At 67.3% G+C, this 14,496-nt stretch carries 12 protein-coding genes; 3 read left to right on the plus strand and 9 right to left on the minus strand.

Annotated elements, in window-relative coordinates; genetic code table 11:
- Positions 1 to 2 precede the first annotated feature (2 nt).
- From ACX9MO_RS10945 to ACX9MO_RS10980, 8 genes are all read right to left on the minus strand, one after another.
- Entirely contained in the window at positions 3 to 1,436 is a 1,434-nt protein-coding gene (locus tag ACX9MO_RS10945; protein ID WP_462211860.1) for an amidase, read from the minus strand.
- Positions 1,437 to 1,441: 5 nt separating this feature from the next.
- Complete coding sequence (locus ACX9MO_RS10950; protein WP_462211861.1) at positions 1,442 to 2,809, minus strand: aspartate aminotransferase family protein; 1,368 nt, start codon at positions 2,807 to 2,809, stop codon at positions 1,442 to 1,444.
- 78 nt (positions 2,810 to 2,887) lie between these two features.
- A complete protein-coding gene (locus tag ACX9MO_RS10955) occupies positions 2,888 to 4,498 on the minus strand; it encodes an ABC transporter ATP-binding protein (RefSeq protein ID WP_462211862.1) in 1,611 nt (536 codons plus the stop codon).
- 1 nt (position 4,499) lies between these two features.
- The gene (locus tag ACX9MO_RS10960) at positions 4,500 to 5,339 is read right to left on the minus strand and encodes an ABC transporter permease (protein ID WP_222493605.1); all 840 of its coding nucleotides are present in this window, start codon (positions 5,337 to 5,339) and stop codon (positions 4,500 to 4,502) included.
- Positions 5,336 to 6,304, minus strand: a complete 969-nt coding sequence (locus tag ACX9MO_RS10965) for an ABC transporter permease (protein ID WP_222493603.1) — start codon at positions 6,302 to 6,304, stop codon at positions 5,336 to 5,338. The genes ACX9MO_RS10960 and ACX9MO_RS10965 overlap by 4 nt, the downstream gene beginning before the upstream one ends.
- Before the next feature lie 86 nt (positions 6,305 to 6,390).
- Positions 6,391 to 7,959 (minus strand): ABC transporter substrate-binding protein, encoded by a 1,569-nt coding sequence (locus tag ACX9MO_RS10970; RefSeq protein ID WP_462211863.1) that lies wholly within the window; start codon positions 7,957 to 7,959, stop codon positions 6,391 to 6,393.
- Between the two features lie 248 nt (positions 7,960 to 8,207).
- Positions 8,208 to 9,176 (minus strand): LysR family transcriptional regulator, encoded by a 969-nt coding sequence (locus ACX9MO_RS10975; RefSeq protein WP_222493599.1) that lies wholly within the window; start codon positions 9,174 to 9,176, stop codon positions 8,208 to 8,210.
- Positions 9,177 to 9,361: 185 nt separating this feature from the next.
- Positions 9,362 to 10,606 (minus strand): M20 family metallo-hydrolase, encoded by a 1,245-nt coding sequence (locus ACX9MO_RS10980; RefSeq protein WP_222493597.1) that lies wholly within the window; start codon positions 10,604 to 10,606, stop codon positions 9,362 to 9,364.
- 279 nt (positions 10,607 to 10,885) lie between these two features.
- Here ACX9MO_RS10980 and ACX9MO_RS10985 point away from each other — a divergent pair, with 279 nt between their 5' ends.
- From ACX9MO_RS10985 to ACX9MO_RS10995, 3 genes are all read left to right on the plus strand, one after another.
- Positions 10,886 to 11,485, plus strand: coding sequence for a LysE/ArgO family amino acid transporter (locus tag ACX9MO_RS10985; RefSeq protein ID WP_462211864.1), 600 nt, complete (start codon positions 10,886 to 10,888; stop codon positions 11,483 to 11,485).
- Between the two features lie 127 nt (positions 11,486 to 11,612).
- A complete protein-coding gene (locus ACX9MO_RS10990) occupies positions 11,613 to 12,563 on the plus strand; it encodes a DMT family transporter (RefSeq protein WP_462211865.1) in 951 nt (316 codons plus the stop codon).
- A gap of 126 nt (positions 12,564 to 12,689) precedes the next feature.
- On the plus strand, positions 12,690 to 12,941 hold the full coding sequence (locus ACX9MO_RS10995; protein ID WP_462211866.1) for a YdcH family protein: 252 nt from the start codon (positions 12,690 to 12,692) through the stop codon (positions 12,939 to 12,941).
- Here the strand turns inward: ACX9MO_RS10995 and ACX9MO_RS11000 are convergent, their stop codons facing one another.
- Complete coding sequence (locus tag ACX9MO_RS11000; protein WP_462211867.1) at positions 12,942 to 14,339, minus strand: helix-turn-helix domain-containing protein; 1,398 nt, start codon at positions 14,337 to 14,339, stop codon at positions 12,942 to 12,944.
- Positions 14,340 to 14,496 lie beyond the last annotated feature (157 nt).

Here is a 14,496-nt window from a genome sequence, read left to right on the forward strand (position 1 = left end):
CCTCAGCCGCGCGGGGCCGAGGGGAAGGCCTCGGGGTGCATGGCCTGGTAGGCGGCGGCGAGGGCCAGAACGGTCTCGTCCTCGAACCAGCGGCCCACGAACTGCAGGCCGATCGGCAGGCCGTCCGCATCGAAGCCGCAGTTCACCGACACGGCGGGCTGCTCCGTCATGTTGAACGGATAGGTGAAGGGCGACCAGTCGGTCCACTCGGTCATGCCCGAGTCCCGCGGTACGTCCACACCGGCCTCGAAGGCCACCAGCGGCATCGTCGGCAGCATGAGCGCGTCGTAGGTCTGGTGGAACTTCGCCATCGTGACCTTGAGCTGCGCGCGGACCTGATCGGCGGAGATGAAATCGCGGGCCGACAGCAGGCGCCCCTGCTCGGTGATCGAGAGGAAGCCGGGGTCCATTTTCTCGCGCTGCTCGGGCGTCGGGTTCGCCTGTTCGACGGCCCAGGCCTGCGCGGCGTACCAGAGGTCCAGCAGCGCCTTCTGCGGCGAGGCGAAGCCGGGATCGGCCTCCTCGACGATGGCGCCCATGGCAGCCATGCGCTCTGCCGCGCGGTCCACGGCAGCGGCGACCTGCGGGTCGACCGGTGCGCCGGCCAGCGTGCGGGCATAGCCGATGCGCATGCCCTTGATGCCCTCGGGCCCCTTGCGGCAGGCCGCGGCAAAGTCCGGCACCTGTGCGGGCGAGCGACCGTAGAGCGCGTTGACCGAGGGACCGGCGACCGCGTTCAGGAAGAGGCCCGAGTCCTCGACCTTGCGGGTCAGCGGGCCGCGGTGGGCCAGCTCAGCGAGGCCGGTGGGGCCGGTGGAGGGCACCCAGCCGAAGGTCGGCTTGATGCCGAAGACGCCGCAGAAGGACGACGGAATGCGGATCGAGCCCGCCCCGTCGGAGCCTTCGTGCAGCACGCCCATGTTCAGCGCCGCCGCGACGGCCGCGCCGCCCGAGGAACCGCCCGAGGCCCGCGTGGTGTCCCAGGGGTTCACGGTGTTGCCGCCCACGGGGCCGTGGGTCAGACCCTTCCAGCCGAATTCCGGCGAGGTGGTGGTGCCGAGGATCGGCGTGCCGGCCTCGCGCAGTTTCACCACGATCTCCAGATCGGTCTCGGAGGGTTCCGTCTCGCCGAGGATCGACCCCTTGCGGAAGGGGATGCCCTTCACGCGGGTCAGTTCCTTGATCGTCGCCGGCACCCCGTCGATGGGCGACAGCGGCTTGCCCGCCTTCCAGCGTGCCTCCGAGGCGCGGGCCTCGGCGATCGCCTCGTCCGCAACCACGGTGACGAAGGCGTTGACTGCCCCGTCGAACGTCTCGATCCGTGCCAGCGCCGCCTGCACCGCCTCGACCGGCGAGGCCGTGCCCGCGGCATAGGCCGCGGTCAGCTCGGTGGCGCTCATTTCGCCCAGATCGGTCTTTTCCATCACGTCGGCCATGGGTCTCAGGCCTCCTCAGCCAGCTCGGCGGCCAGATCGTCCAGCGCGCGCTCGACTGCGTCGAACATGTCGTTGATCTGCTCTTCGGTGATGATCAGCGGCGGGCAGAAGCACAGCGCGTCGCCGATGGCGCGGCAGATGACGCCCTGCTTGAGCAGGTGTGCCTGCGCCTTCGGCCCCATCAGGCCCGGCTTCTCGCCCGGCTTGAGCTCGATCGCGCCGATCAGGCCCACGCCGCGCGACCAGAGGGTCTGGCCGTGGTCTTCCAGCTTCTTGAGACGCGCGAGGAAGGGTTTCTCCATCCGCGCGGCATTGCCGACGAGGTCCCGCTCTTCGATGATCTTGACGTTCTCAAGGCCCACGGCGGTGGCGACGGGGTGGCCCGAGGCGGTGAAGCCGTGGCCGAAGACGCCCAGACGGTGGCTTTCCTCGGCGATCGGCGCGTAGAACTCCTGGCTCATCAGGATGGCCGAAAGCGGCATGTAGGAGGAGGACAGCTGCTTCGAGGTGGTGATGACGTCGGGCTTGATGCCGTAGGTCTCGCAGGCGAACATCTTGCCGGTCCGGCCAAAGCCGCAGATGACCTCGTCCGCCACCAGCAGGATGTCGTATTTCTTCAGCACGGCCTGGATGCCGTCCCAGTAGCCCTTCGGCGGAACGATCACGCCGCCCGCGCCCATGACCGGCTCACCGAACATGGCGGCGATGGTCTCGGGGCCTTCGGCGAGGATCAGGTCTTCGAGCGCCTGTGCCATGCGGGCCGAGAACTGCTCCTCGGTCTCGCCCTCGAGGTGATCGCGGGGGTAGTCCGGGGTTTCGGTGTGGATCATGCGATCCAGCGGCAGGTCGAAGCTGGTGTGGTTCGGCGCGAGGCCGGTGACGGAACCGGCTGCGATGGTCACGCCGTGGTAGGCCTTCTTGCGGCCGATGATCTTCTTCTTCTCGGGCTTGTTCAGCGCGTTCGAGCGGTACCAGATCATCTTGACGATCAGGTCGTTCGCTTCCGAGCCGGAGGAGGTGAAGTGCACCTTCTTGATGTGCTCGGGCGAGATCTCCACCAGCTTCTCGGCGAGGTCCACGGCGGGGCCCACGGCCTTGTAGTTGAAGTTGTGGTAATAGGGCAGCTTGCGCATCTGCTGGTAGGCCACGTCGGCGAGGCGCTCCTCGTCGAAGCCCACGGCCACGGACCACAGACCGGCAAGGCCTTCGATGTACTTGTTGCCGGCGTTGTCGTAGACGTAGATCCCCTTGCCCTTCTCGATGATCAGGCCGCCCTCGTCCTCATAGCGCTTCAGGTCGACGGAGGGGTGCATGTGGTAGGCGATGTCGCGCGCCTCGGGCGAATTCGGTGCGGGTTTGACCTTCGCATCCATGGGAGAGTTCCTTCACTGGTGGTGTCCCCGCCCGTCCTGCGGGCGGGGTATGCTGATATACCTGTCGCGGGACGGCCCTCAGGCCGCCTCGGCGTCCCAGTCCTTGCCCGGGATCGCCTCGATGAGGGACCGGGTGTAGGGGTGGCTGGGGTTGTCGAAGACCTGCGAACCCGGGCCGATCTCGACGCATTCGCCCTTCTGCATCACCATCACGCGGTCACAGATCTGGGCTGCGACGCGCAGGTCGTGGGTGATGAAGACCAGCGAGAGGTCGAGCTCGCGCTTGAGTTCGTCGAGAAGCTCCAGCGCCTGCGCCTGGATCGACACGTCGAGCGCCGAGACGGCCTCGTCCGCGACGATCACCTGCGGCTTGAGCGCAAGCGCACGGGCAATGCCGATCCGCTGCCGCTGACCGCCCGAGAACTCGTGCGGATAGCGTTTGCCGGCGCCGGGCAGACCCACCCGTTCCAGCAGGGCATCCGCCTCGGCCATGGCCTGCGCCACGGGGGTGCCGTGGGCGATGGGGCCGTCCGCGATGGTGCGGCCCACCCGGATGCGCGGATTGAGCGAGCTGTAGGGGTCCTGGAAGATCATCTGGACCTTGGCGCGCAGTTCCTGAAGGTCCTTGCCCTGCGCCTTGGTGATGTCCTGATCGCCCAGCAGGATCTGGCCCTCGTCGGTGTCCTGAAGCCGCACGAGGCAGCGCCCGAAGGAGGACTTGCCCGAGCCGCTTTCGCCCACGATGCCGATGGTTTCCCCCCGGCCGATGGTCAGGTTGATGTCCTTCACGGCGTGCACTTCGCGCACCGGGCGGAAGAGGCCACCGCCGGAGCGGTAGGTCTTGGAGACGCCCTTCACTTCCATCAGCGGCTCGCGCGCGGGGGCGGCGGCGCGCCCGGCGCGCAGCTTGGGGATCGCGTCGATCAGCTTGCGGGTATAGGGGTGCTGCGGGTTGGACAGCACCGTGGCTGCGGGGCCTTCCTCGACGATCTTGCCAAGCTGCATCACGGTGACATGGTCCGCGATCTCGGCCACGACGCCGAAGTCATGGGTGATGAACATCACGGCCATGTTCCGCTCGACCTGGAGGGTGCGGATCAGTTCGAGGATCTGCGCCTGCGTCGTCACGTCGAGCGCGGTGGTCGGCTCGTCCGCCACCAGCACTTCCGGCTCCAGCGCGAGCGCCATGGCGATGACCACACGTTGCCGCTGCCCGCCCGAAAGCTGGTGCGGATAGGCCCGTGCGGCGCGGGCCGGATCGGGCAGCCCGACCTCGGTCAGCAGCTCCACGGCGCGCTTCTTGCGCTCGGCAGGTTTCAGCAGGCCATGGGCCTCGAAGACCTCGGCGATCTGGTCCTCGATCCGCATCAGCGGGTTGAGGGCCGACAGCGGCTCCTGGAAGATCATCGCGACGCGGCGGCCGCGCAGGTCGCGCATTTCCTCGTCGGTCAGGCCGACAAGGTCGCGGTCGCCCAGGCGGATACGCCCGTCGGAGACATGGACGCCCTCGGGCAGCAGACCCATCAGCGCGTTGGCCGACATGGACTTGCCCGACCCGGACTCGCCCACCACGCAGAGGATCTTGCCCGGGAAGAGGTCGAAGCTGCAGGTGTCCACGGCGTAGGGCCGGTCCGCCCCTTCGGGCAGCGCGATCTTCAGGTTTTCGATACGAACGATCGGATCGGTCATCTCAGCCCCTCCGTTTGGCAAGGCGCGGGTTCAGGGCGTCGTTCAGCCCCTCGCCGATCAGGTTGAAGGCAAGCACGGTCAGCAGGATCGCAACACCGGGGAAGAAGCTGATCCACCACGCCTGTTGCAGCACGGTCCGGCCAGCGCCGATGATGTAGCCCCAGCTCATCACGTTCGGATCGCCAAGGCCCATGAAGGAGAGCGCGCTTTCGGTCAGGATCGCAGTGGCGACCATCATCGAGGCCAGAACGATCACCGGAGAGATCGTGTTGGGCAGGATCTGACGGGTGATGATCGTGAAGCCCGACTGGCCCGACAGCTCGGCCGCCTCGATGAACTCGCGGTGTTTCAGCGACATCACCTCGCCGCGCAGCAGACGGGCCACGGGGGGCCAGCTGACGACGGCGATGGCGACGATCATGGAGGTGATCGAGGGCTCGAAGATCGCGACCAGCACGATGGCGAAGGCGAAGGAGGGGATCACCTGGAAGAACTCGGTGATCCGCATCAGCACGTCATCCACCCAGCCGCCGAAGTAGCCTGCCGCGGCGCCCAGGGGGATGCCGATGCAGAGGCTGACGATGGTCGAGACGAAGCCCACCAGCAGCGAGATGTAGGCGCCGTGGGCAAGGCCCGAGGCGATGTCGCGGCCCAGCGTATCGGTGCCGAGCGGCACGGAGCTGTCCACGCCGGGCGCCATGAAGGGCATGTTGACCATGTCCCAAGGCGAGGTGGTGTAGAGCATCGGGGCAAAGATGCTGGCCAGCAGGACGATCGCGAGGATGACGAGACCGACGACGGCGCCCTTGTTGCCTTTGAAGGTTGTCCAGAAGTTGCTCATTTCAGGCGGATCCTCGGGTCGACGATACGGTAGGTGAAGTCCGTGATCAGGTTGAACATCAGCACGAGCGCGGCCGAGACGGTGAAGACGCCGAGCAGGACGTTGTAGTCACGGCTCTGAAGCGCTTCGAACATCAGCCGGCCGATGCCGGGCCATGCGAAGACGGTCTCGATGAGGACCGCGCCACCGACAAGCTGGCCGGCATGAAGACCGGCAAGGGTGACGACGGGCAGGATCGCGTTGCGCAGCACGTGGCGGCGCTGGATGACCGAGGGTTTCAGACCCTTGGCGCGGGCCGTCTTGACGAAGTCGAGGCGGTTCACTTCCAGCATGGAGGCGCGGGTGATCCGCACGTAGGTCGCCATGAAGAAGAGGCCCAGCACGACCGACGGCAGGATCAGGTGGTGCGCGATGTCCAGCATCCGGGCAAGGCCCGTCATGTCGGAGGCCGCGGTCTCGTAGCCGAAGGCAGGCATCCAGCCCAGCTGGACCGAGAAGAGCAGCACCGCCATCAGCGCCATCCAGAACAGCGGCGTGGCGTAGAACAGTAGCGCGATGGTCGAGATGATGCTGTCGGAGGCCTTGCCCTGACGGGCAGCGGCGATGACGCCGGCCACGACGCCGAGGATGAGGGAGATCAGGAAGGCCGAGATCGACAGCAGCAGGGTCGCGGGCAGGCGGTCGAGGATCAGTTCGCTGACCGGCATCTGCTGGCGATAGGAGAAGCCGAGGTCGCCGGTGGCGAAATGGCTGACATAAGTCCAGAGCTGCACGATGAACGGCTTGTCGAGGCCGAATTGGGCGCGCAGGTCTTCGATGAATTTCGGGTCGGCATCGCCGGCTTCCCCGGCCATGACAAGCGCGGGATCGCCCGGCGCCATGTGAATCAGGCAGAAGTTCAGGATGGTAATGGCCAGGAGGATCAGAGCGATCTTGACCATCCGTCCCAGGATGAATCGGAGCATGGGTCAGGTCCCGTGGTCGGGGGTAGTGAGGGAGCCGGATGCGTGGAGGGCACGCACCCGGCTGGGGAGAAAACGATCAGGAAGGGTTACTTCTTGATCCAGGTCTCGCCGAGCGAGTTGCCGATGCCGTTGGCCGTCGCGACGAGGCCCTGCACCGAGCAGTCGTAGAGGGTCGGGAAGCTGAGCTCGGTCAGCCATGCGACCGGCACGTCTTCCTGCAGGATTTTCTGCACCTCGGTGTAGGCTGCCTGACGCTCCTCGTCGGAGGGGGCAGTCGCCGCCTTGGCAAAGAGTTCGTCAACCTTCGGGTTCGAGTAGCCCTCGACGTTGTTGAACGGGTTGCCGAGCGCGATCTGGCTGGTGATGTAGTTCCGCGCCACGCCGATTGCCGGGTCACCGTTCTCGTAGAGGTAGGTGAAGGCGAGGTCATAATCCCACTGCGAGGTCTTCTGGTTCCAGCCGGCAACGTCGGTGGATTCGATCTCGACCGGGATGCCGACGGCCTTGAGGTTCTGTTTCACGACCTCGGCCCAACGCTGCCAGGTTTCGCCGTAGGGCAGCGGCAGCAGGCGCAGTTCCTTGCCGTCGTAGCCGATCTCTTCGAGCAGCTCCTTGGCCTTCTCGGGGTTGTACTCGTAGGTCGGCTCGACCGCGTCGTAGAACGGGATGGTCGAGGTGATCGGGCCGGTGGCAACCTTGCCATAGCCGTTCCACAGCACCTTCAGCATCATCTCGCGGTTCATCGCGTACATGATCGCCTGACGGAACTTCTTGTTGTCCATCGGTGCGGTGCGGTTGTTGATCCACATCCACGACAGGGGCGCGTTGTATTCCCAGCCCTTCTCGGTGGTGCAGACGCCTTCTTCGGCGGCCAGACGCGGGATGTCGAAGTTCTCGACCGAGCCGCCGGGCAGCACGGAGACGACGCGGGTCTCGAAGGCCGTGGCGCGCGAAGCGGCATCGGGCACGACGTGATAGACGACGTCATCAAGGTAGGGCAGGCCCTCGCGCCAGTAGTTCGGGTTCGCGTCCAGCTCGATGTAGGAGCCGCGCTTCCACTCGGCCAGAACGTAGGGGCCGGTGCCGATCGGGGTGTCGTTGGCCGGGTTGGTCGCGTATTCCGTGCCCTCGTAGACGTGGGCGGGGACCATCGGGGCCACGTTGTAGCTGAGCGAGCGGATGAAGGGGCCGAAGGGCTCTTTCATGGTCACGACGACGGTCATGTCGTCGGGCGCGGTCACGTCGGCGACCGGCTCCATGATGGCGCGCCACTTGGACTTCGTCTCCATGAGGAAGTCCTTCATGGTGAAGACGACATCTTTGGAGGTGAAGGGCTCACCGTCGGAGAAGGTCACGCCTTCCTGCAGGTGGAACGTGTAGGTCAGGCCGTCCTCGGAGATCTCCCAGCTCTTGGCCAGCGAGGGCATCGGCTCGAGGTTCTCGTCGTAGCGCAGCAGGCCTTCGTAGATCGAACCGCCGACCAGCAGGCTGGGCCCGTTGGTGGTGATGCCGATCATCAGGCTGGTGGGTTCGGGCTGCACCACGAGGTCAAGCCGGCCGCCCTTGACGGGCGTTTCCTGGGCCATGCCGGAGGTGGCAGCAATCGAGCAAGCGGCAGCGATCGCCGCGCGTCGCATCGCGGTCGTTGAAAGCATCTTGTAGACCTTCCTGTTGAAGTGGCCGTGTGTCCGGCCTTGTCTGGGTGAGCGCGTCCCGGTGGGAGGCGCCAGAGGTTTCAGGACATCTGTCGTCCTGCTTTCAAGACTGCGAAGCGCGTTCCACTATGTCGAATTATAATCACGAATAGATCGCATTACCCCCTGCTATGCAGGCCCATGACACGGGGATATGCGCCCCCGGCCCGCGGCGCGGGGTCGTCATAATTCCCTTACAATGCTGAATTTTATCGCTGCAGCGGGCTGTGCTGTCCGTAGACGCGCGCCTCGGGCGGGCGCTTGTCCGCCTGTTCCGCGAAGGCGCGGTGCAGTTCATTTTCTATGCGACTGCGCAGCGACGGCGGATGGGTGACGAAGTAGATCTCGGCCCGCGGGGTGCTTTCGAAGGGCGGCAGGCGCCAGAGTCGCCCGGCCAGAACGTCGGCTTCGACGCAGTGCACGGGCAGGGGGCCGATGCCGAATCCCGCGATCACCATGCGCTTGACCTCTTCGAGGTTGTGGGAGGTGCCCACAACCACGGGGTTCAGCCCGGTGCGCAGGCGCAGCGCGGCCAGTTCCCGCATCGCCTGATCACTGCGTTCGGTCAGGTAGCCGACGCTGTCCTGCCCGGCCAGATCGGCCATGGTCAGGTCACTCCGGCCATAGAAGGGGTGCGTCGGCCCGCAGTAGAGGCCGAAGTGTTCCTGGAAGAGGAAGTTGTACTCCAGCTGCGGGTTGCGCTCGCCGATCAGGCAGATCGCCATCTCGGCCTTGCGCGCGGCCACCATGGCAAGCGCCTCCCGGGAGGCTTCGACCTGCAGTGTCAGGCGGACCTGCGGATGGCGGCGGTGGAAGGCCTCGAGCCCGGCGTCAAACTCGTCACAGGTGATGTGCGAGGCCATGACGATGGTCGCCTCGCCGGTCAGCACCTTCTCGGCGGCGCCGAGGCTGGCGGGCAGACGCGACACCGCGGCGGTGATCTCCAGCGCCTCCGCCAGCAGGCTGCGCCCGGCGGAGGTCAGCTCGAACATGGTCGAGGAGCGTTCGATGAGCCGGTGGCCGACCTGCTCTTCCAGCCGTTTGAGGCTGACAGACACTGCCGGCTGCGTCAGGTGCAGCCGCTGCGCGGCATCGGTGATGGAATTCGACTGCGCGATCGTCACGAAGGTGCGCAGCAGATTCCAGTCGAGGTGGGAAAACCCAACGTCCCGCATCATGATCCTCATGTCAGGTGGCCCGGCCGGTGTCTCAGCCTAGGGCCGCCCCGGGGGAAAGTCCACCGATCAGGCGCCGCCTTGAAGGTCAAGCGCCTGTGAGGGCCGCGGGCAAACTGCGCCGCGGCTGCGGGAATTTCAGGCGGATTGCCCGTCGGAACGGGCAATCCCGAGGCATCTGCCGGGGCTCAGGCCGCCGCGTCGCGGACCATCGCCAGAAGCAGCTCCGCCCCCTTGGCGGCCTGCTGTGCCGTGCACCATTCCGCCTCGCTGTGGGAGACGCCGCCCCGGCAGGGCACGAAGATCAGAGCCGTGGGGCAGCGCGACGACAGGGTCAGCGCGTCATGGGCCGTCAGCGTGGGCATGGTCTTGCAGGCAAGGCCCATCTCCGCCGCCTTCGCCGCGCCCGCCGCGATCAGGTCGGCGTCGAAGATGCAGGGCTCGCGGTAGTGCTTGTGCTCCAGCGCGATGTCGAGCCCGGTCTCCGCGGTGATCCGGGCGACCTCGGCCTCGATCCGCGCCACGATCTCGTCGCGGCCCGCCGGGTCCATGTGGACGACCGCCCAGCTGAGCTTGGTCAGGTGCGGGATGTTCACCCGGTTGTTGGGCCAGTTCTCCACCACGGAGGCGCTGACCATCCCCTCGGGGGCGACCGAGGCACCGATCGCCTCGATGGCGAGGATCATCTGCGCGGCGGCGACGAGGGCATTGCGGCGCAGCGGCATGGCCAGCGTCTGCGTATGGCCGTTCTGGCCGTTGATCGTGGCATAGCCGGAACACATGGCCGAGGACCGGGTGACCATGGCCACGTCCAGCCCCTCGGCCTCCAGCTCGGGCCCCTGTTCGATGTGCAGCTCGTAATAGGCCTCGGGCGCGTCTCCGGGTACCGCGGCGTCGCCCGCCTGACCGGTGCGCTCCAGCTCCGCCCCCAGCACGCGGCCCTGCGGGTCGGTGCGGGCCAGCGCCTCCTCCAGCGCCAGCGTGCCGGCATGCACGGCCGAGCCCATGACGCCGGGCTGGAAGCGGGCGCCTTCCTCGTTGGTCCAGTTCACCACCTCGATCGGGCGCGTCGTCTCGACCCCGGCGCGGGTCAGCGCGCGGCAGACCTCCAGCCCGGCCAGAACTCCCAGCACGCCGTCGAACTTGCCGCCGGGCATCTGGGTGTCGAGGTGGCTGCCGATCATCACCGGCTTTGCCGTCGGGTCTGTTCCCGGGCGGCGGGCGAAGATGTTGCCGATCCGGTCGGTGCGCAGCTCCAGCCCGGCCTCCTGCGCCCAGTGGCGGAAGAGCGCGCGGCCTTCCCGGTCCGCATCCGACAGCGCGGGCCGCATGGAGCCGCCACCCGCCGTGCCGCCGATGGCACCCATGGTCATTAGGTCGGACCACAGCCGCGCCTCGTCGATCCCCTGCCGCATGTCCTGCGCTGCATCCATCTGTCTTGATCCCTGTTTTTCTGTTGTGTCGATCCTGCCGGGCCCATGGGCCGCGCGCCCGGTCCCGGGACGCAGGCGTCCGTTCCGGGTGAGCGAAGCACGCCGCGCGGAGGCTGACCAATAAAAGCTGGCGATATGGCACATGCCCCGGATCTATGCGCCGGGGCACATTCCGGGTGGGGCCCTGAAAAACAAGGCTTGGGTCGCACCACCGTGCGGGATAGGAAGGCCCTCCGGGGCCGCAGGCAGCGGTCGGGTGTGCGCAAGGAGCAGGCAGGGATGCAGGCATATCTGGCAGGGTTCGGGCTGGGCCTCTCGCTCATCGTGGCGATCGGGGCGCAGAACGCCTTCGTGCTGCGGCAAGGGCTGCGGCGCGAGCATGTCTTCTGGATCTGCCTTGTCTGCAGCCTCTCCGATGCCCTGCTGATCGGCGCCGGCGTGGCGGGCTTCGGCGCGCTGACGGCCCGGGTTTTCTGGCTGGAGCCGGTGATGACATGGGGCGGGGCGGCCTTCCTGCTGGTTTACGGTGCCATGGCCTTCCGCAACGCGTGGCGCGGCGGCGAGGTGCTGGAGGCCGCGGGGCAGGGCGGGCAGAGCCTTGGCCGGGCGCTGGCCACCTGCCTGCTGCTCACCTGGGGCAATCCGCATGTGTACCTCGATACGCTGGTGCTGATGGGGGCCGTCTCGGCGCCCTATGACAAGCTGGGCTTCGCCGCGGGCGGGATGAGCGCCTCGCTCGTCTTCTTCTTCTCGCTGGGTTACGGTGCGCGCCTGCTGGCGCCGCTCTTTGCGCGGCCGGTGGCGTGGCGGGTGCTCGACGTCCTCGTGGGGCTGGTCATGTGGAGCGTCGCCTTCAGCCTCCTGCGCGGGCAGTTCTGAGCCCGCCCGTTCGCGGCCTTGCCGGTGTCCCGGGCCGCACTTCAGTCTGGCTTCGTCCGTTTCATTTTCAACTCTGGGGGGTTGTCGGAATCGGGCGTTACTGTATGCAGATGTCATGGATATGCGTATGTCAAAGACCTCTCGCCGCGCAGCGGTCAGTCCCGTGCCCCCGGCGCCGAAGGCGAAACCGGAGCAGCGCCCGGTCCTTGGCGTGGCCTACATGGTCATGGCCGGGTTGCTCTTCGTCGGTGTGACGGCGGGCGTGCGCTACATCGGGACCGGCCTGCCGGCCGCGCAGGGCGCCTTCATCCGCTACGCCTTCGGCATCATCCTGACGATCCCGGCGCTCTACGTGCTGGCACGGCAACAGCTGACCCGGCGCCAGTGGGGCATGGCGGGACTGCGCGGTGTGGTGCATTCGGCGGGCGTGATCCTGTGGTTCTACTCCATGGCCCGCATCCCGCTGGCCGATGTGACGGCGCTTGGCTACCTGACGCCGATCCTCGTGACCATCGGGGCCGCGCTCTTCATGGGCGAGCGGCTGGCCGTCCGCCGGATCGTGGCCGTGGTCGTGGGTCTGATCGGGGCCTGCATCATCCTGCGTCCCGGCCTGCGCGAGATCGGGCCCGGCCATCTGTCGATGCTGGTGGCGGCGATGCTCTTCGCGGTCTCCTACTCGGTCGCCAAGGTGATGACCGACGATATCGGCCCCGTGCCGGTGGTTGCGCTGATGTCCCTGACCGTGACCATCGGGCTGGCCCCGGCGGCGATCCCGGTCTGGCAGGCGCCCACGGGCGAGCAATGGGCGGTGCTGGCCTTCGTGGCCTGCGTGGCGACGGCCGGGCACTACCTGATGACGCTGGCCTTCCGCGAGGCGCCGATCACGGTGACCCAGCCGGTCACCTTCCTGCAGCTGGTCTGGGCGGTTCTGCTGGGCGTGCTGGTCTTTGGCGAGCCGATCGACCCCTGGGTGGTCTTCGGCGGTGTGGTGATCATCTCGGCGGTGTCCTTCATCACCTGGCGCGAGAGCCGGCTGAAGCGCCGGGTGACCCCGCCCGCGCCCGCGACCAAGCTCTGAGCGATCGCATCCCGACGGGGCGGGCCGCTTTGTCGCAGGGCGGGGCGGCGTGACTTGATCCCTGTCAAAGAAGGGTCTGCGACATGGGTCTAGCCTCTCCTCAAAGCAACAGGAAAGGGAACGCCAATGTCCAAGGCTCCGCACCAACTTCATGACGACTTCCCGGAATATGCCGCCACGATCACGGCACTGAAGACGCAGGACACGCATTTCGCGCGGCTGCTGGCCGAATACGCCGAGGCGAACGACAAGATCCACCTGGCCGAAACCAACGTGACGCCGATGGATGACCTCGCCATCATCGAGTTGCGCAAGCAGCGGAGCGCCCTGAAGGACGGGCTTTTCGCCCTCCTGAAGGCCGCCCAGCCCGCGGGCTGATCAGCCCACGTCGTAGGGCAGCACGTCCCGCGTGTTCACATCAATGGTCAGCCGCCGCTCCAGCGGCGGCACCGACCGTTGGTGGCAATGCACCCGCTCGCAGATCCGGCAGGAAATCCCGATCGGTTCGAAGGCCTTGGGCTTGTTCAGGTCGAGGTCATCCGCGTAGACGAGCGCCGGCGCATGGGCCACCTCGCAGCCGAGCGCGATGGCGAAGCGGCGCACCGGTGCCCCGAAACTCCCCCCCGATTTCGACACGTCCCGCGCGAGGTTGATGTAGCGCACCCCGTCCGGCGTCTCCGCCAGCTGGCGCAGGAAGCGGCCCGGCGTCTCGAAGGCGCGGTGCACGTTCCAGAGCGGGCAGGCCCCGCCGAAGCGCGCGAACTGCAGCCGCGTGGCCGAATGGCGCTTGGTGATCGTGCCCGCCTGATCGACCCGCACGAAGAAGAAGGGAATGCCCTTCGCCCCCGGCCGCTGCATCGTCGAGAGCCGGTGCGCCACCTGTTCGATGGAGGCCCCGAAGCGCGTCGCCAGCAGCTCCAGGTCGTGGCGCACCTCCTGCGCGGCATGGAGGAAGGCGGTATAGGGCATCAGCGCCGCCCCGGCGAAGTAGTTCGCCAGCCCGATCTTGGCGATGGCGCGGCTTTCGGAGGACTGGAAGCGGGCGAGGTCCAGCGTGGCCTCCAGCAGCTTGTCCTGTTCGAGCAGCGCCACCTGCAAGAGCAGTTGGAAGGTCTGCGTCTCGGGCGCTGCGCGGTGCGAGAGGGTCAGCACGCCCGCCTCGACGTCGAAGCGGCGCAGCACCGGCGTTTCGGCGAAGTCCACCGTGATGCCCCGCGCGCCGAGCGCGGTGACGGCGCGGACGCGGATATTGTGTTCCGGCCCCGTTGGGTTGGCAAAGCGTTCCGCCGCGCGGTCCACCGCGTCAATGTAGTTGTCGCAGTAGTGGAAGAAATCGCGCACCTCGTCCCAGGGCGAGGTCTGGCTGCGGGCATCGTCGCGGCCAAGCGCCTCGTCCAGCGAGGCGAGGCGTTCATGGGTCTGGCGATAGGCGCGGTGCAGTTCGAGGAAAGCCCGGGCGAGGGCGGGCGCGTTGGATGCGGTCAGCCGCAGGTCCGCCAGCGGCGGGGCGACCTCGGCCAGCACGGGATCGGCCATGGCCTCGCGCATGTCGCTGACCAGCCGCTCGCTGTCGCCGGTCGACAGCTCTGTCACGTCGAAGCCGAACTCCTGCGCCAGCGACAGCACGACCGAGGTGCTGACGGGCCGGTTGTTGTTCTCCATCTGGTTCAGGTAGGGCAGCGAGACGCCGAGCTTGGCGGCGAAATCCTTCTGGGTCAGCCCCAGCCGCTGCCGCGTCTCGCGCAGCTTGGCCCCGGCATAGAGTTTCTGCGCCATGTCCTGTCCCCTCCGCCGCGGGTGGTGCCGCGTCCTGTCGTCCGGGGATGGCTTTGCAGATTTGCTGCGCCCCGGGTGCCGGAGACGCTAGCTTTGCAAACTGTGGTTAACAAGCTGTTTTGACGGCCTGCCTGCGGTCGCAATGGCTGTCGCGCCC

This window comes from Pseudooceanicola profundus (assembly GCF_054919315.1).